The 18,043-nt window shown below is 66.5% G+C and carries 17 protein-coding genes; 15 read left to right on the top strand and 2 right to left on the bottom strand.

The window, feature by feature from the left end; all coding sequences use genetic code 11:
- Positions 1-209: 209 nt before the first annotated feature.
- Positions 210-1,634 carry a sigma 54-interacting transcriptional regulator gene (locus ABGX75_RS06200; RefSeq protein ID WP_347411278.1) on the bottom strand — a complete coding sequence of 475 codons (1,425 nt, stop codon included), beginning with the start codon at positions 1,632-1,634 and terminating at the stop codon, positions 210-212.
- A 195-nt stretch (positions 1,635-1,829) separates the two neighbouring features.
- Between ABGX75_RS06200 and speB the strand changes: the two genes are divergently transcribed.
- From speB to ABGX75_RS06165, 7 genes are all read left to right on the top strand, one after another.
- Complete coding sequence (speB, locus tag ABGX75_RS06195; RefSeq protein WP_011508130.1) at positions 1,830-2,792, top strand: agmatinase; 963 nt, start codon at positions 1,830-1,832, stop codon at positions 2,790-2,792.
- Between the two features lie 49 nt (positions 2,793-2,841).
- A complete protein-coding gene (locus tag ABGX75_RS06190) occupies positions 2,842-4,233 on the top strand; it encodes a YjiH family protein (protein ID WP_224114293.1) in 1,392 nt (463 codons plus the stop codon).
- A gap of 10 nt (positions 4,234-4,243) precedes the next feature.
- Positions 4,244-5,881, top strand: coding sequence for a 5-guanidino-2-oxopentanoate decarboxylase (locus tag ABGX75_RS06185; RefSeq protein ID WP_347411277.1), 1,638 nt, complete (start codon positions 4,244-4,246; stop codon positions 5,879-5,881).
- A 68-nt stretch (positions 5,882-5,949) separates the two neighbouring features.
- Positions 5,950-7,284 (top strand): cytosine permease, encoded by a 1,335-nt coding sequence (locus ABGX75_RS06180; RefSeq protein WP_347411276.1) that lies wholly within the window; start codon positions 5,950-5,952, stop codon positions 7,282-7,284.
- Positions 7,285-7,289: 5 nt separating this feature from the next.
- On the top strand, positions 7,290-8,072 hold the full coding sequence (locus tag ABGX75_RS06175; protein ID WP_179152978.1) for a carbon-nitrogen hydrolase family protein: 783 nt from the start codon (positions 7,290-7,292) through the stop codon (positions 8,070-8,072).
- A complete protein-coding gene (locus tag ABGX75_RS06170; protein WP_011508135.1) occupies positions 8,069-8,812 on the top strand; it encodes an MBL fold metallo-hydrolase in 744 nt (247 codons plus the stop codon). The genes ABGX75_RS06175 and ABGX75_RS06170 overlap by 4 nt, the downstream gene beginning before the upstream one ends.
- Positions 8,813-8,822: 10 nt before the next feature.
- Positions 8,823-10,268, top strand: coding sequence for an aldehyde dehydrogenase family protein (locus ABGX75_RS06165; RefSeq protein ID WP_347411275.1), 1,446 nt, complete (start codon positions 8,823-8,825; stop codon positions 10,266-10,268).
- 126 nt (positions 10,269-10,394) lie between these two features.
- Here ABGX75_RS06165 and ABGX75_RS06160 read toward each other — a convergent pair whose 3' ends face one another.
- Entirely contained in the window at positions 10,395-11,189 is a 795-nt protein-coding gene (locus ABGX75_RS06160) for an inositol monophosphatase family protein (RefSeq protein WP_110061123.1), read from the bottom strand.
- A gap of 190 nt (positions 11,190-11,379) precedes the next feature.
- Between ABGX75_RS06160 and ABGX75_RS06155 the strand changes: the two genes are divergently transcribed.
- The 8 genes from ABGX75_RS06155 to ABGX75_RS06120 all read left to right on the top strand — a co-directional run bounded on the left by ABGX75_RS06155 (position 11,380) and on the right by ABGX75_RS06120 (position 18,036).
- On the top strand, positions 11,380-12,159 hold the full coding sequence (locus ABGX75_RS06155) for an RNA methyltransferase (RefSeq protein ID WP_347411274.1): 780 nt from the start codon (positions 11,380-11,382) through the stop codon (positions 12,157-12,159).
- A 114-nt stretch (positions 12,160-12,273) separates the two neighbouring features.
- On the top strand, positions 12,274-12,759 hold the full coding sequence (iscR, locus tag ABGX75_RS06150; protein ID WP_035413434.1) for a Fe-S cluster assembly transcriptional regulator IscR: 486 nt from the start codon (positions 12,274-12,276) through the stop codon (positions 12,757-12,759).
- A 46-nt stretch (positions 12,760-12,805) separates the two neighbouring features.
- Complete coding sequence (locus ABGX75_RS06145; RefSeq protein WP_035413432.1) at positions 12,806-13,954, top strand: aminotransferase class V-fold PLP-dependent enzyme; 1,149 nt, start codon at positions 12,806-12,808, stop codon at positions 13,952-13,954.
- Positions 13,955-14,003: 49 nt separating this feature from the next.
- Positions 14,004-14,330, top strand: a complete 327-nt coding sequence (locus ABGX75_RS06140) for an iron-sulfur cluster assembly accessory protein (protein ID WP_011508141.1) — start codon at positions 14,004-14,006, stop codon at positions 14,328-14,330.
- Positions 14,331-14,480: 150 nt separating this feature from the next.
- On the top strand, positions 14,481-14,906 hold the full coding sequence (ndk, locus tag ABGX75_RS06135) for a nucleoside-diphosphate kinase (protein WP_011508142.1): 426 nt from the start codon (positions 14,481-14,483) through the stop codon (positions 14,904-14,906).
- A 60-nt stretch (positions 14,907-14,966) separates the two neighbouring features.
- A complete protein-coding gene (gene rlmN, locus ABGX75_RS06130; protein WP_011508143.1) occupies positions 14,967-16,094 on the top strand; it encodes a 23S rRNA (adenine(2503)-C(2))-methyltransferase RlmN in 1,128 nt (375 codons plus the stop codon).
- A gap of 104 nt (positions 16,095-16,198) precedes the next feature.
- Positions 16,199-16,939, top strand: coding sequence for a type IV pilus biogenesis/stability protein PilW (pilW, locus tag ABGX75_RS06125; protein ID WP_347411273.1), 741 nt, complete (start codon positions 16,199-16,201; stop codon positions 16,937-16,939).
- Positions 16,940-16,980: 41 nt separating this feature from the next.
- Positions 16,981-18,036: a RodZ domain-containing protein gene (locus tag ABGX75_RS06120; protein WP_110061127.1), complete on the top strand. Its 1,056-nt coding sequence runs from the start codon at positions 16,981-16,983 to the stop codon at positions 18,034-18,036.
- Positions 18,037-18,043 lie beyond the last annotated feature (7 nt).

Below are 18,043 nucleotides of genomic sequence, written 5' to 3'. Positions count from 1 at the left end.
TTATGGTCATGGATCAAGCATCATCGTCAATTTATCATTATAAATTGGCAGGTCAAGGCACGCTCTCTTGCGAAGCCCCTTTCGGGAGAAGGACAGGAATTGCCGATCAGGCGAGCGTCCCAAAACACAAGACGCCGAGGTAATAGGGGGAGGGGCATGCGCTCTACTGCATGCCGGTTTTGCGTCCACAGGCGGTGCCATAGAGCATTTTAGGGTGATGGCTTGATGGTCAGACCATGCCGGCGCAGCTTGCGCACCACGCTGGGCTGGCTGATGCCCAGGCGCTCCGCGATCGAGTAGGTGCTCGGCAGGCGTGCGGCCAGGTCGGCGAGGATCTCGGCCTCGACGGCCGCCAGCGCCTCGCGCAGGGTGCGCCCTTCCACCAGCGGACTCCCCGCACCATGAGCCGTCGCCGTGCTCGCGGGGGCCGACAGGCCGGTATCGCCTTCATGGCTCTCGTCGACCGGGGCGCCAATCACGCCTCCCTCGGCCGAGAGCCAGGCGCGCTCGAGCCAATTCTCCAGCTCGCGCACGTTGCCCTGCCAATCGCCGCCCATCAGTTCCGGCCAGACCCGCGGGTGCAGGACCTTGTCCATGCCGTAGCGCTGATTGAGCCGGGCCAGCTGGCGCTCCGCCAGGCCGGGAATGTCCTCGCGGCGCTCGCGCAGCGGCGGCAGGGTCACGGGGATCACGTTCAGGCGATAGTAGAGATCGAGACGGAAACGCCCCTCCTCCACGCAGCGTGCGAGATCCTGATTGGTGGCGACCACCAGGCGAAAGTCGACGCGCCGCGAACGGGTATCGCCCAGTCGCGTCAGATAGCCGTCCTGGATGACGTTCAGCAGCTTGCTCTGCATGGCCAGGGGCAGCTCGCCGATCTCGTCGAGAAACAGCGTGCCCTTGTGGGCCTGTTCGAGCAGCCCCGCCTTGCCCATGCGTGCGGCGCCGCTGAAGGCCCCGGGCTGATACCCGAACATCTCGGATTCGAACAGCGATTCGGGAATGGCCGCGCAGTTGACGTCCACGAAGGCGCCCTCGCAACGGCGACTCCAGCGGTGCAACTGACGCGCGAAGGCCGTCTTGCCGACTCCCGACTCGCCCAGCATCAAGACCGTGGCGTCGGTCGGCGCCACGCGCTTGAGCAGCTGGGCCACCTCGTGCATGACCTGACTGCGCACCTCGAGGGACTCCAGCTCCAGCGCCTCTCCCGCCGTGGGACTGCCGCCGCGCTTGAGGTGCTCGTTGAAGCGCCGCTGGAGCAGCGCATACTCGTCCTGCAGCAACCGCAGATCGGTCATGTCCATCGAGCGGCTGATGACCCGCACCAGCCGGCCCCCCGCATAGACCGGGTGCGCCTCGGCGATCACCTGGCGTCCCGTCCCGGTACGTTGCATGACCTGAGCCGGCTGCCCCGTGCGTATCACTTCCAGCGATACCGACGGCGACAGCACGCCACGCGCTTCCAGCTCGTACACCGTGGTCTCGCACAGCGCCTCGCGGCTCATGCCGTATACCGCGGCGCTGCCGGGGCTGACATCCAGCACCTGGCCGCCGGCATCGACGATGAACACATGGTCGTGTCCGGTATGCACCAGCGCCTTCAGGGTCTGGGCCTCGATATCGTGGTCGGGCATGTCGTCTCTCGATTCACTATTGCATCGCAATTCAATAGTGAATCACCCAGGGCACGATAACAATACATTTTTGCATCGCCTTTTGTGCTAACCCATTGATTTTCCGTTGGCGAGACTTGGCATGTTTCGTGCAACTTCGTGATGGAGTACAGGCAAGTGCCACACAAAAACCGCGCTGACTGCCAGGAGAAATGCATGAGCGAGCACGACACCCCGCGCTTCAACCAACCGCTAGGTGGCAACGACATGCCACGCTTCGGCGGTCCCGCCAGCATGATGCGCCTGCCGACGCAGGAAAGCGCCCAGGGACTCGACGCCGCCTTCGTGGGCATCCCCATGGACATCGGCACCTCGAACCGGCCCGGCACCCGCCTCGGACCGCGCCAGATTCGCGATGAATCACGCATGCTGCGCCCCTACAACATGGCCACCCGGGCAGCCCCATTCGACAGCCTGCAGGTCGCCGATATCGGCGATGTGCCGATCAATACCTTCGACCTCAAGAAAAGCATCGGCATCATCGAGAACTTCTACCATGAGCTGCTCTCGCATGACGCCGTGCCCCTGACCCTTGGCGGCGACCACACCCTGACCTGGCCGATCCTGCGCGCCATGGCCCGCAAGCACGGCCCCGTCGGCCTGATCCACATCGACGCCCATGCCGACGTCAACGAGCACATGTTCGGCGAGGAAGTCGCCCACGGCTGCCCGTTCCGTCGCGCCCAGGAAGAAGGCCTGCTGGACAGCCAGCGCGTGGTGCAGATCGGCCTGCGGGGCACCGGCTACGCCGCCGACGACTTCGACTGGTGCCGCGAGCAGGGCTTCCGCGTCGTGACCGCCGAGCAATGCTGGCACAAGTCGCTGGAGCCTCTGATGGCCGAAGTCCGCGAGCAGATGGGCGATGGCCCGGTATACGTGTCCTTCGACATCGACGGGCTCGACCCTTCGGTGGCGCCCGGCACCGGCACCGTCGAGGCCGCCGGCCTGACCATGCCGCAGGGGCTCGAGATCGTGCGCGGCGTCCAGGGCCTCAACATGGTCGGCGGCGACCTGGTCGAGGTCGCGCCGCCCTACGACCCCAGCGGCAATACCGCGCTGATGGGCGCCACCCTGCTCTACGAAATGCTCTGCGTGCTGCCCGGCGTCAAGCGCCGCTGAGCCCATGCCCCCAATACCGGGGGCCATACAACAACAAGTGGTGACACCTATGTCTGCATCCCTCGATTCCACCGCCACTGGCGGCGGCGACCCCGATAACACACGGCTGACCCCGCGCGGGCTGCTGAAATTCCTGATTCCCTCGCTGATCGGCGTCGGCATGTTCCTGGTGCCTTTCTCGACGGGCGATACCATCAATATCGGCATGGGCATGCTCGCCGACGGGCTCCAGGCCTGGCTCGGCGATGCCCTGCCCGCCATCGCCACGCTGGTGCTCTGTCTCTCTGTCCTGCTGACGCTCTACGTCAAGGCCGCCAAGCCGGGCTGGTCCCGCGAGGGCGCCCTCAACGAACTGTTCGACGTGGCGCCGTTATGGACCGTGATGCGCGCGCTGGGGGCACTGTTCGCGCTGATGACCTACTTTCAGGTCGGCCCCGAGTTCGTGACCGCCTCCTTCACTGGCGGCGTCATGCTCAACGATCTGGCCCCGGTGCTGCTGACGTTCTTCTTCTTCGCCGCCATCCTGCTGCCGTTTCTGGTCGACTTCGGCTTCATGGAGTTCATCGGCAGCCTGGTACGGGTGCCGTTTCGCAAGATCTTCGGGCTCCCCGGCCGCAGCGCCATCGACGCCACCGCCTCGTGGATGGGCTCCGGCACGGTGGGGGTACTGATCACCACCCAGCAGTACGAACGCGGCTTCTACAACCGCCGCGAAGCCTCGGTCATCGCGACGAACTTCTCCATCGTCTCGATTGCCTTCGCGCTGCTGGTGACCAGCTTCATCGGCATCAACCACCTCTTCATCCCGTTCTACCTCACCGTCGTGGTCGCGGGCCTGGTGGCTGCCGTGATCGTGCCGCGCCTGCCGCCGCTGTCGCGCAAGCCGAACACCTACTACGAGCCGGTGGGCTGCCGCCTCGTCGAGGAACACAGCGGCTCGCAGGGCCTGTTCCGCTACAGCCTGGGCATGGCCGTCTCACGGGCCGACCAGGCCCCCGGCCCGCGCCAGCTGGTGCGGCACGCCCTGCTGAACGTGGCCGACATTTTCTTCGGCCTGCTGCCCCTGGTCATCGCCATCGGGACCGTGGCCCTGATCCTGGCCGAGTTCACGCCGCTGTTCACCTGGCTGTCCTATCCCATGGTGCCGGTGCTCGAATGGATGCGAATCCCCGAGGCCGCCGCGGCCGCCCCGGCGACCCTGGTGGGCTTCGCCGACATGTTCCTGCCCGCCGTGCTGGCCAGCGACATCGAGAGTGAACTGACCCGCTTCGTGATCGCCTGCCTGTCGCTGACGCAGTTGATCTACATGTCGGAAATCGGCGCCTTGCTGCTCAAGTCCAAGATCCCGCTCAAGCTCTGGGAGCTGGTGGTCATCTTCTTGCTGCGCACCGCCATCACCCTGCCGATCATCGTCGTGATGGGCCACTGGCTGGTCGCGTAAGGAGCGCTCCATGACACACGAGACATCCGCCTCGTCTTCGCCCCAGGTCAGCTGCGCCGAGGCCCTGGTCCGGCTGCTGCGTGACCGCTACGCCGTGGACACCGTCTTCGGGATCCCCGGCGTGCATACCGTGCCGCTCTATCGCGGCCTGGAGACAGGCGGCCTGCGTCATGTCACCCCGCGCCACGAGCAGGGCGCGGGCTTCATGGCGGACGGCTACGCCCGCGCCAGCGGCAAGCCCGGGGTGTGTTTCATCATCACCGGCCCGGGCATGACCAACATCGCCACCGCCATGGGCCAGGCACTCGCCGACTCGGTGCCCATGCTGGTGATTTCCAGCGTCAATCGTCGCGACACCCTGGGACGCGGCCAGGGTCGCCTGCACGAGCTGCCCAGCCAGCAGAGCGTGCTGGCGGGCGTCAGCCGTTTCAGCCACACCCTGCTCGACCCGAGCGCCTTGCCGGAGGTGCTCGCCCGCGCCTTCGCGGTGTTCCAGTCGGCACGACCCGGGCCGGTGCACATCGAGATCCCCATCGATCTCTTCGAGGCCCCCATCGACCTCCCCGACACCGCCGCGCCGACACGACTGTACCGTGCCGGCACGCATCCCGAAGGCATCGCCCTGGCGGCCGAATGGCTGCGCCAGGCGCAGGCGCCGCTGGTGCTGCTGGGCGGGGGCTGCGCGGAGGCATCAAAAGCGGCACGCACCCTGGTCGAGCATCTCGACGCGCCGACCGTGACCACGATCAATGCCAAGGGCGTGCTCGGGCGCGGGCATCCCCTCGACCTCGGCGCCAACGCCACCTGGCCCGAGGTACGCGCCCTGGCACGCGATGCCGACGTCATCCTCGCCGTGGGCACGGAGCTCGGCGAAACCGATTACGACGTGGTATTCGACGACGGCTTCACCTTGACCGGTCGCCTCATCCGCATCGACCTGGAGGCCGAGCAACTGGTGCGCAACCAGGCGACGGCCCTGGGGCTGGTCAGCGACGCCCAGGCCGCGCTGGAGGCACTGGCGGCGCATTTCCCCGCGCCGCTCGCGCGCCAGGGAGCGGCCCGCGTGCGCGCCGTGCACGAGGCGCTGGCCCTGCCGCAACGCCCGGACATGGCGCCTTTCGTGCCGCTTTACACGGCCCTCGACAAGGCACTGCCGGAGGCCATTCTCGTCGGCGACTCCACGGCGCCGGTCTATGCCGGCAATCACCTCGTCGAGCGCGCGGCGCCGCGGCGTTACTTCAACGCCTCGACCGGTTACGGAACCCTGGGATACGGCTTGCCGGCGGCGCTGGGCGCCCAGCTCGCCGCTCCCGGCACGCCGGTCGTGGCTCTGGTCGGCGACGGCGGCGCGATGTTCACCCTGAGCGAGCTGGCCACGGCCGTCGACGAAGGCCTGCCGGTCGTCGTGGTGCTCTGGAACAACAGCGGCTACGAGGAAATCCGCCGCTACATGGATGCGCATGGCGTCGCCCGCGTCGGCGTCGACCCCACGCCGCCCGACTTCCAGTGTCTGGCCGACGGGTTCGGCCTCGTCTCGCACCGGGTCGAATCCCCCGCCGCGCTCGACCTCGCGCTCAGCAAGGTCTCGCGCACCTCGCCGACGTTGATCGAGATCGACGCCGAACGCTGGCAGGCGGCACTCGACTGAGACGCCAACCGCGTCCCGAGAGCCGTCTCGGAAACAACGGTTTTCCAAAACACTACAAGGACAACACCATGGCTTTCTTCCATCGTCTGCTCGGTCAGGACACCCTCGACGACCACCAGCACAAGAGCCTCGGGGCGTTCGGCACTGTCGCCCTGTGGCTCGGCGCCAACGTCGTGGTCACCACCATCCTCACCGGCATGCTCCTGGTGCCCGATCTGCCCTTCACGACCGCCATGGGCAGCGTGCTGATCGGCTCGTTGATCGGCGCCATCCCGCTCCTGCTGGTCGGGCTGATGGGCCAGCGCACCGGCCTGCCTTCCATGGCGTTGACCCGGCGCGCGTATGGCCCGCTCGGCAGCCGGCTGATCTCGCTGGTCAACATGGGGGTACTGATCGCCTGGAGCTGGATCCAGGCCCTGCTCGCCGGCATGAGTCTCGACTACGCCATCCAGGCGACCACCGGCTACGCCAACCTGCCCTTGATGACCATCCTCTGCGAGACCGTGGTGGTCCTCATCGTGCTGCGTGGCCACCTGGGCATCGAGCGGGTCGAACGCTGGGCGGCGATGGCCATGGTGGCGCTGGCCGCCGTGGTGCTCTACCAGTTGAACCTCCACTACGATGTCTCGACCCTGCTGGACATGCCGGTCGAGGCGCGTAACGGCATCACCTTGGGCATCGCCTTCGACATCGTCATCGCCACCGCCTTCTCCTGGATCTCGTCCTCGGCGGATTACAATCGCAACTGCAAGAGCGGCGCCATCGCCGTCTGGGGCACCTACCTTGGCTACGTGATGGCCGCCATGATCGCCATGGGCCTGGGTGCCGCCGTTTCCGGGCTGTCGGTCATGAACGGCATGGAGCAGACCTACGACCCGACCCGGCTGCTCTCCGGTTTCGGCTTCGGCCTGCCCGCGGCCCTGGTCATCTTCTTCTCCGTGATGACCACCAATGTCATGGCCGTCTACAGCGCCACCCTGTCCTGCATGAACGTGTCGCCCGGCATGGCCTTCTGGAAGCCGGCGCTGATCATCGGGATCGTGACCGTCTTCGGCGCCCTGATTCCCGGCATCCTGGACCAGTTCCAGAACTTTCTGCTATTGATAGGCGCGCTGTTCATCCCGGCCTTCTCGGTGATCATCGTCGATTACTACCTGGTCGGTCGCGAGGGTTACAGCCCCGAACTGCTCAAGGCGCGTCACCAGCTGGGACGCCCCACCGCGCCGGTGGCCATCGGTGCCTACGTGATCGGCGCCGGGCTGGCCGCCTACTGGTCGCTGGTCGCGCCGCTGGCCTTCGGCGCCTCGCTACCGGTCTTCGTCATCACCGGCGGCCTCTACTGGCTCGGCGCCATGCTGTTGACCAAGTCCCGCGCCAACGCTTCACAGACCGCAGGAGAGTGACACCGATGAAACTGATGCTGGCGCAGACCGACCCCGTGTGCGGCGACGTGGCCGCCAACCTGGCGTCTCTTGCGCGCCAGTGCCAGCAGGCGGTGGCGGCCGGTGCGGACCTGCTGGTCCTCCCCGAGCTCGCCCTGAGCGGCTACAACATCTTCGAGCGACTGGAGGAACTCGCCGAGCCGGTGGGCGGCCCGATCGCCCAGCGGGCCGCCGAACTCGCCGCCGAGCACGAACTGTTCCTGCTCTTCGGCCTGGCCGAGCGGCAAGCCGACGGGCGCCTGACCAATTCCGCCGTGCTGATCGACGACCGGGGCGAGCGTATCGCCACCTACCACAAGCGCCAGCTGTGGGATCGCGAACATGCCTTCTTCGCCGCCGGCGAGGACTGCTGCGTGGTGGATACGCGCCTCGGCCGTCTCGGCCTGATGATCTGCTATGACAACGAGTTTCCCGAGGTGGCCAGGGCGCTCGCCACTCAAGGGGCTCAGGTCATCCTCTCGCCCACCGCCAACATGGTGCCCAATGCCGAGCGCCAGGCGCTGCAGATCCGGGCCCGGGCCCTCGACAACCAGTGCTTCGTCGCCTGCATCAACCGGGCCGGCGAGGAAGCCGAACTGCATTATTGCGGCAACAGCCTGATAGCGGGACCGGATGGCGAGGTTCTGGGGCGCCTCGGTGACGCGGCGGGCAGCCTGGTGGTCGACATCGACCTGAGCCGCATCGACGCAAGCCGAGCCCATCAGGACTACCTCCAGGACCTCAGGCCGATGCCGGAGACAATCGCATGAGCCGTTTCTCGCTTCCTCGAGGCGATGCCGCGAGCTGGTATCGCACCACCTCGCTCGATGACGGGATCACGCGGATCGACGAGCCCGCCATCAAGCCGTTCTACCGCTGCAATATCTGGCACGTGCGGGGCCGCGAGAGAGACTTGCTGGTGGACTTCGGGCTGGGTGCCGTGCCGCTGCGCCGGCAGGTCCCGCTGCTCAGCGAACGCGACCTGATCGCGGTGGCGAGCCACACCCACTTCGATCATATCGGTAGCGCGCACGAGTTCGACTGCTGCCATGTGCACGCCGCCGAGGCCGATATCCTGGCCGATCCGGACAACGCGCGCACCCTGGCCGACGCCTTTCTCGACGACGCCATGTTCGATGCCCTGCCGCCGGCCCCCTTCGAGCATCACCGCTACCGTATCGCCCCGCCGACGCGTATCGCCACGCTCGAGGACGGCGAGATCATCGACCTCGGTGACCGCCGTTTCGAGGTCATCCATACACCGGGGCACTCCCCCGGCGGCATCGCGCTCTGGGAGGCCGCCAGCGGCATCCTGATCTCGGGCGATCTCATCTACGACGGGCCACTGATCGAGGATGTCTATCACAGTAACGCCCGCGATTACGCCGCCAGCATGCGACGTCTGCGCGAGTTGCCCGCGCGCGTCGTCCACGGCGGTCATTTTCCCAGTTTTTCCGGGGCACGCCTGCACGCCATGATCGATGACTGGCTGCGCGACCACGCCCTCTGAAGGAGCCAACATGCAAGCACTCGACCACCAATTCATCGATAACCGCTGGGTCGCGAGTCACGGAACTCGACGCCTGGCGGTGATGGACCCGTATCATGAGCGCCAGATCGCCGAGGTCACGGCCGGCGATGCCCGCGACGTCGAGGCGGCCGTCGAGGCGGCACGCCGTGCGCTGCCCGGATGGCATGCCCTGGGCGGCGAACGTCGCGGCGCCTATCTGAATGCGCTGGCCGACGCCCTGACGGCCCGCCGCGAAGCCCTGATGGAGCTGTCCGCGACCAACAACGGCAAGGCGCTCGCCGAGGCCGGCATCGATCTCGACGACGCCATCGCCTGCTATCGCTACTACGCACGCCAGGCCGGCGACCTGGAAGCACGCCAGGGACGCCGCATCACCCACGACATCGAGGGCGTCGACGCCCACTGCTACGAAGATCCCGCCGGGGTGATCGGCCTGATCACGCCGTGGAACTTCCCGCTGGTGACCAGCGCCTGGAAGATCGCGCCGGCCCTGGCGGCGGGCTGCACGGTGGTCTTCAAGCCCTCCGAGGTCACGCCGCTGCCGGAACAGGCCCTCGCCGAGATCGCCCTGGAGATCGCCTTGCCGCCGGGCGTGCTCAACCTGCTGCATGGCGATGGCGACGGCATCGGCATACCGCTGACGCATCATCGCGGCATCGACAAGCTGTCGTTCACCGGCAGCAACGCCGTGGGCGAGCGTGTCATGCAGGCCGCCGCCGAGGGGAGCCGCGGCGTGTCGCTGGAACTCGGCGGCAAGTCGCCGATCCTGGTACTCGAGGATGCCGAGGTCGAACAGGCCGCCGACTGGGTCATGGCCGGCATCTATTTCAACAGCGGGCAGATTTGCTCGGCGACCTCGCGGCTGATCGTGCACGAGACTCTGGCCGAGGCGCTGTACGAGGCACTGGCCACGCGCATCGACGCCATACGCCTGGGCGATCCACTGGGCGAGAACACCGACATGGGACCGATGACCAGTCAGCGTCAGCGCGATCGAGTCCGCGACTACCTGGCCGTCGCCGAGCGCGAGGGTCTGGATGCGGTGCGCGACGCCCGCCATCGCCAGTTGCCGTCGCAGGGCTATTTCATCGCCCCGACGCTGTATCGCGACGTGCCCACCGACAGCCGCCTGTGGTGCGAGGAGATCTTCGGTCCGGTGCTGTGTGCACGCAGCGTCGCCTCCGATGACGATGCCATCGCCCTGGCCAACGACAACGAGTTCGGCCTGGCCGCCACGGTCATCAGCGGCGATCCGCAACGCGCCCAGCGGATCGGCCGCGCATTGCGCGCCGGCAACATCTGGTACAACAGCGAGCAGATCGTCATGCCCGAGGCCAGCTGGGGCGGCTTCGGGCGCAGCGGCATCGGCCGCGAGCTCGGTCCCTGGGGGCTGTCCACCTACCTGGAAGTCAAGCACCTGATCGGGCCGGCATAACCGGCGCCGCGCTCGACACGCACGACGGCCGGTCCCCTTGGGACCGGCCGAAACGCAAGACGCCCCCGCCGGCATTAGCCGACGGGGGCGTCGTTGTGTGGCGAGTCGAGCGTCGCCGGGGCGGTGTTACACCCGTGTCTTGAGCTGTTGCACCAGATTCTTGTAGAGGCGCGGGGTGGCAGCCATGAGGTTCTGCTCGGGGCCGACCGTGGGGCTGCCGTCCAGACCACCCATCAGGGCGCCGGCCTCCTTGAGCAGGAGACTGCCGACGAGCTGATCCTGCTCTTCGAGACCCAGCACGAAGGCGGTATCGACACGGCCGGCGGCCAGCTGTGCGAGATCCAGGAGGCCGCTCCCCGTGCTGAGGAAGCTCTCGACCTGAGGCCCCAGCGCCTGGGTCAAGGTCAAGTAGACGGGCAGATGGCGTGTGCGCAGCCAGGTCTCCGGCAAGCCGACGGCGACGCGCGCGCCTTCGACGTTGATGTGGCTCGGCACGCGGATGCGGCGGCCGTTGAGCTGCGCGCCGCGTCCGCGACTGGCGAGATACTCGTCGTCGGTGAAGGGACACACGATCACCGCATGCTCGGGCCGCCCCTTGACGAGGCAGACCAGCGAGATGGCAAAGCTGGGCGATGCCACCGCCAGATTGGAATAGCCGTGGAACGGCTCGATGCGCCAGTGGAAGTCGGCGCCCTCGCCTTCGCCGTCGCGGTGCGGCGTGTAACGGCCGGAAATGCCGTGCTGCGGGTAGCTGCGACGGAACTGCGTCGCGATCAGGGTTTCGGCGTTACGCGCGGTATCCTCGAGCAGCTGATCGAGCTGCCGGTCGCCACGCGCGACTTCGATACGATCACGAGCGCGCACGAACTGCTCGGCGGCACTACGCGCGGCGCGCAGTGCGAATTGAACCATGGGATGCATGATACGGGCCTGAATCTCGGAAACTGTTAAAGAACGTGGCGCATCCTAGCAGACGGGGCCCTGCACGGAAAGCGCCGCAGCCCGCAGCCCGCAGCCCGCAGCCCGCAGCCCGCAGCCCGCAGCCCGCAGCCCGCAGCCCGCAGCCATGATAGACTCGCCGTTCGTTCCTCAGTCCCGCGCCTTATTCATCATGCTCGACAAACTTCGTATCGTCCTCATCGGCACCAGCCACCCCGGCAACATCGGCGGCACCGCCCGTGCCATGCACAACATGGGGCTCGCCGACCTGGCCCTCGTCGCGCCGCGCTGCGAGGTGTACGGCTCGGAATCCCACGCGCGTGCCTCCGGCGCCGATGCGCTGGTCAGCAACGCCCGCGTGCATGCCACCCTCGAGGAAGCCGTCAGCGACTGCACCTTCGTGGTCGGCGCCAGCGCCCGTGTGCGCCACCTGCCCTGGCCCATGCTCACGCCCCGCGCGCTCGGCGAGCGTCTGCCCCGGGAGTGCGCGCCGGAGAACGCACGGGCCGCGCTGGTCTTCGGCCGCGAGGACAGCGGCATGACCAACGGCGAGCTGCAACGCTGTCATGCGCATGTGCACATCCCCACCAACCCCGACTTCAGCTCGCTCAACCTCGCCGCGGCGGTCCAGGTGCTCGCCTACGAGTGCCGTCTGGCGTTTCTGGGCAGCGACGCGGAAGATATCGAGACGCCCTTCGGCGTTGAATGGGACAACCCCCCGGCCACGCACGACGACCTGGAGCGTTTTTTCGAGCATCTGGAGCGCACCCTGATCGAAATCGACTTCCATGACCCGGACAATCCGCGCCAGCTGATGGCACGCCTGCGGCGGCTCTTCCTGCGCACGCATATCGACAGCATGGAAATGAACATCCTGCGCGGCATCCTCGGTGCCGTGAACAAGCAGAGCCGCGCTCTGACGGCACGCAAAGACGGCGACGGGAATGGTTGACCGCGTTACTGGGTTTTCCCATAATGCGATCACGCTTCAGGCGATGGGTCCCCCACGGATCGCATGTGCCGCCTGGTCAACCGCTCTTTCACCGCTGCCCGACCGACTCGACTTATGCGCTTGACGACCAAGGGACGCTACGCCGTCACCGCGATGCTGGACCTGGCGTTGCATGCCGATGCCGGCCCCATCAGCCTCGCCGACATCTCGAAACGCCAGGCGATTTCGCTGTCCTATCTGGAACAGCTGTTCGCCAGGCTCAAGCGCGCCGCGCTGGTCAAGAGCGTGCGCGGCCCCGGTGGAGGCTATCTGCTGGCCCACGGCGCGAACGCCATTTCGGTGGCCTCGGTGATCGGCGCGGTGGACGAGTCGGTGGACGCCACGCGTTGCCAGGGGCTGTCGGATTGCCAGCAGGGCGATACCTGCCTGACACACCACTTGTGGTGCGACCTGTCAGACAAGATTCACGGCTTTCTCGACGCCATCACGCTCGCCGAGCTGGTCGAGCGTCAGGAAGTCCGCGATATCGCCGCGCGCCAGCATCAGCGCGTGGCAACGGACACGATCAGTACCGATACCATCAGCATCGCCCCGCAGTGACCCTGCGTGGCGACAGGCGCCAGCGCCATCAGCGATACGAGCCGTCATGACCTCACCCGTGTACCTCGATTATGCCGCCACCACGCCCGTCGACCCGCGGGTCGCCGAGCTGATGGCACGTCACCTGACACTCGATGGCGTCTACGCCAACCCCGCCTCGCGCAGCCACATGCCCGGCTGGCTGGCCGAACAGGCGGTGGAAAGCGCCCGGCGTCAGGTCGCCGACCTGATCGCGGCCGACCCGCGTGAAATCGTCTGGACCAGCGGCGCCACCGAAGCGGACAACCTCGCGCTGATCGGCTTCATGCGGGCCAACCGCGCACGCGGCCGGCACCTGGTGACCTCGCGCATCGAGCACAAGGCGGTCGTCGACACCGCCACGGCCCTCGAGGCCGAGGGCTTCGAGGTGACCTGGCTGACGCCCGGCGCGGATGGCCGCGTGACGCCCACGCAGCTCAACGATGCCATGCGCGAGGATACCGTGCTGGTCTCGCTGATGGCCGTCAACAACGAGCTGGGCAGCATTCACGACCTGGCCGCGCTCGCCGAGGTGACCCATGCCGGTGGCGCGGTCCTGCATGTCGATGCCGCCCAGGCCACCGGCAAGATCGCGCTCGACGTCGGCGCCCTAGGCATCGACCTGATGTCGATGTCGGCGCACAAGACCTACGGCCCCAAGGGCGTGGGCGCGCTTTACGTCCGGCGCAGCCCCGACATCCGCCTCGAGGCCTTGATCCACGGCGGCGGCCACGAGCGCGGCATGCGTTCGGGCACCCTGCCCACGCACCAGATCGCCGGCATGGGGGAGGCCTTCTCCCTGGCGGCCGACGAGCTCGAGCGCGATCGCGACAGGAGCCTGGCGCTGCGGCAACGCTTTCTCGACGGGCTCGACGACTGCGCGGGCATCCATTGCAACACGGCACTCGACGTCTCGGTGCCCAACATCGTCAACCTGGCATTCGAAGGCGTCGATGGCGAATCGCTGCTGATGGCACTGCGCGCGCTGGCGGTCTCGACCGGCTCGGCGTGCAACTCGGCGAGTGTCGAGCCATCCTATGTATTGAAAGCCATCGGGGTGGATCGCATCCTCGCGCTGTCGTCCATACGCTTCAGCTTCGGACGCTTCACCACCGAGGCCGACATCGACACCGCGACCGCCGAACTTCGTCACGCACTCGGCGCCCTGCGCCAATGAATCGATGTCGCCGCGCCCACCGCGTGGCGACGCTCGCAAGGAGGTCATCATGGCTAACATTCGCATCAGCCCCGCCGCCGCCGACCAGATCCAGCACGTGCTCGCCGAGCGCGGCAATGGCCTGGGGCTACGCGTGGCCGTCAAGCCCAGCGGCTGCTCCGGGTACAGCTACGTACTCGACATCGCCGACGAGATCGGCGACAACGACGTGCCGTTCGAAGACCATGGCGTCAAGGTGCTCGTCGACAAGGAAGCCCTGACCATCCTCGACGGCACGGAAGTGGATTACGTCAGCGAAGGGCTCAACCGCTACTTCCGTTTCAACAATCCCAACGCCACCGACCAGTGCGGCTGCGGGGAAAGCTTCAACGTCTAGCACGTCGCAGGGACGTGCGCCACGTCCCACGACACGCTACAATGGCGCGATTTTTCGACATCCGTCGAGCGTCATGCAACGCGTCGCCCCGAGCGGCGCGTTGCCGTCTCGACCCAGACCATCGCTTTCCGTCACGGAGAATTTGACCTCATGGCCAACGAACGCACCCTGTCCATCATCAAGCCCGACGCCGTCGCCAAGAACGTCATCGGCGAAATCGAAAGCCGCTTCGAAAAGGCCGGCCTGAAAATCGTCGCCGCCAAGATGCTGCAGCTTTCCCAGGCGCAGGCCGAAGGGTTCTACGCCGAGCACAAGGAACGCCCCTTCTTCGGCGACCTGGTCGGCTTCATGACGTCCGGGCCGGTGATCGTGCAGGTGCTGGAAGGCGAGAATGCCATCGCCGCCAACCGTGACCTGATGGGCGCCACCAATCCCAAGGAAGCCGCCGCCGGCACCATCCGCGCCGACTTCGCGCAGTCCATCGACGCCAATGCCGTGCACGGCTCCGACTCGCCGGAATCCGCCGAGCGCGAGATTGCTTACTTCTTCGGCAACGAAGAGATCTGCGCACGCTGATCGCTTCGCGCGGGGGCCGCGAGGCCCCCGCACCGCCATCCACCGAGCGTACGACCCACCATGACCCTCGATACCGTCACGCCCCGTACCAACCTTCTCGGCCTTACCCGCGAGGAGATGGAGTCCTTCTTCGTTTCGCTGGGCGAGAAGAAATTCCGCGCCGCGCAGGTGATGAAGTGGATCCATCACGAAGGCTGCGCCGACTTCGCGTCGATGACCAACCTTTCGAAGGCGCTGCGCACGCGTCTCGAGGAGCTCGCCGAAATACGCGGGCCACGTGTGGTCTACGAGGGCACCTCGCAGGACGGTACCCGCAAGTGGGTGCTCGAGGTCGAGGACGGCAGCTACGTGGAAACCGTGCTGATCCCGGCCGAGGGCGGCAAGCGTCGGACGCTGTGCGTTTCCTCCCAGGTCGGCTGCTCGCTGGACTGCAGCTTCTGCTCCACCGGCAAGCAGGGGTTTCAGCGCAACCTCACCAGCGCCGAGATCATCGGCCAGGTGTGGGTGGCCAGCAACAGCTTCGGGGCACGCCGGGACACCACCAATCGTCCGGTCACCAACGTGGTGATGATGGGCATGGGCGAGCCGCTGCTCAATTACGACAACGTCGTGCCGGCCATGAAGCTGATGCTCGACGATAACGGTTACGGACTTTCCAAGCGCCGCGTCACGCTGTCGACCTCCGGCGTGGTGCCGAAACTCGACCAGCTCGGCGACGAGCTCGACGTGAGCCTGGCAGTGTCGCTGCATGCCGCCAACGACGAGCTGCGCAACGAACTGGTGCCGTTGAACCGCAAGTACAACATCGCCACCTTGCTCGACGCCTGCCGTCGCTATCTCGCCAAGTGCGACGACACGCGCATGCTGACGATCGAGTACACCCTCATCAAGGACGTCAACGATCAGCAGCATCATGCCGAGGAGCTCGCGGCCCTGCTTGCCGACCTCCCCAGCAAGATCAACCTGATCCCTTTCAATCCGTTTCCCCACTCGGGCTACGAAAAGCCTTCGCGCAATCAGGTCATGCGCTTCCAGCAATGGCTGTACGATCTCGGCTACACGGCCCTCGTACGCACCACGCGCGGCGACGACATCGACGCCGCCTGCGGCCAGCTGGTGGGACGCGTGAAGGATCGCACCAAGCGGCACGAGCGTTACATCCAGTCCATCCAGCTCGACGCTGATTGAGCCTTGCCTTGACTTCGCCAGGGTGCGGCGCTTTGATGGGACACTTCCAGACGACGAAATCCATCGCCTCGCACCGTTTGACGCCATTGTTTCGAGAGGGCCCCATGACGCGTCGCCATCGTCCACCTTCGATCCGCTCGTTGAGTGCCGCGATGTCGCTCGTCTGGCTATTGGGCGGCTGCGCCGTGCAGGTCGAAAGCGCATCGCCCTACGCACCGCCGGATACCGGCGAAGCGGTCGCCGCCTATACCGACCTGGGGCTGGCCTATCTCCGGCGCGACAACCTCTCTCGCGCGCGACGCGCGCTCGAACACGCCCTCGAACTCGGGCCTCATGACCCGCAGGCCCTGGAAGGCATGGCCCTCCTCCATCAGCGTCAGAAAGAACCCGCCCTCGCCGAGGAGTTCTTCGAACGTGCGCTGGAAGCCGACACTGATTATACTCGCGCGCGCAATAACTACGCCGCATTGCTGTACGATGAGGGCAAGCTCGACGCCGCCTGCCGGCAGTTGCGGATAGCGGCGCAAGACATGACATACGACAATCGCGCCCAGTTGCTCGCCAACCTGGGGCGCTGCCGATTCGAGCAGGGCGATATCGAGGCCGCACGGCGTCCGCTGGAACAAGCGCTGGCCTACGACTCGCGAGACACGCAAAGCCTGCTCCTGTTGGCGAGACTCGACCATACGCAGGGTCACGATGAACGTGCCTGGGAACGCCTGCAGCGTTTCTTTACCCTGGCCGATGCGACTCCGGACAGTCTCGAACTGGCGAGCGAAATCGCTCGCGCAAGAGGCGACCAGGAAGCCGCGGCCTTTTATCATCGGCAGCTCGACGGTTCCTGAGGCATGATCCGACCACCCGAATTCGAGAAGGATGCTCTGGCATGAGCGACACTCACGAACAACACGATCCCCACGCTCCCACGACCGGACACGAACCGCCGGGCACCCAACTCCGACGCGAGCGTGAGCGACAGGGATTGTCCCTCGAGGAAGTCGCCGAGCAGCTCAACCTGCGGCCCGCCGTGGTCAAGGGCCTGGAGGAAGACCAGTACGATCAGGTCCCGATCGCCACCTATCGGCGCGGCTACCTGCGCGCCTACGCCAAGTTGCTGGGCGTCGACGACAAGCGCGTGGCGCAGGCCTACGACGCGCTCCACGGCCGCGACGATCTCGATCGTACGGTGACCCCGGCCTATCGATCGCAGCCCCCGTCACGACTCGGTGCCTGGATCTTCAAGCTGGTCACGCTGCTGATCGTGCTCGGCCTCATCGGCCTGACGCTGCTGTGGTGGCAAAGCCGTGAAGGCAATGAGTTCTTCGGGCTGGGAGATAGCGCTTCCGTGTCGATGGAAACCACCCAGGATGGTGACGTCACCCAGGAAGGTGGCGACGATGCTGCGGTCACCGAAAGCGCCACCGGCGACGCCGGCGCCTCGCCGTCGGCCACCGCCTCCGGGGACGAGCAGGGGAGTCTGCCGCCATTGCCCGAGAATGACAGCGAACTGGGGCTGGTCGACGACGACACGACGGATGTCGAGGCAGAGGCACCAGCGGCCGACGCCTTGCCGGAGGCAGACACGGCCGGCACGGATGTCGCATCACCGGAGGCGGCCGAGCTGGCTACCACGGCGAATGCCGGCGTCCCGGAAGACACCGACACCGCGACGGACGATAGCGCCGCGGAAACCGCCGACCCCAACCGCTTGACGCTGACCTTCAACGAGCAGTCATGGACCGAGATCTATGATGCCGACAACCAACGCCTGCTGGCGGGATTGCAGGATGCCGGCACCCAGGCCCAGGTCGAGGGTACGCCACCGTTTCGCCTCACCGTGGGCAATGCCACCGGCGTCGAAATCAGCTATCGAGACGACAACGTCGACTTGAGCGAGCATACCGGCAGCAACAACGTCGCCCGCTTCACCTTGGGAGAGTGATACGCCC

This window comes from Chromohalobacter sp. (assembly GCF_039830575.1).
Classification (GTDB): Bacteria; Pseudomonadota; Gammaproteobacteria; order Pseudomonadales; family Halomonadaceae; genus Chromohalobacter; species Chromohalobacter israelensis.
The sequence above is the reverse complement of the archived record's forward strand: the minus strand, read 5'-3'. Positions and strand labels throughout refer to the sequence as shown.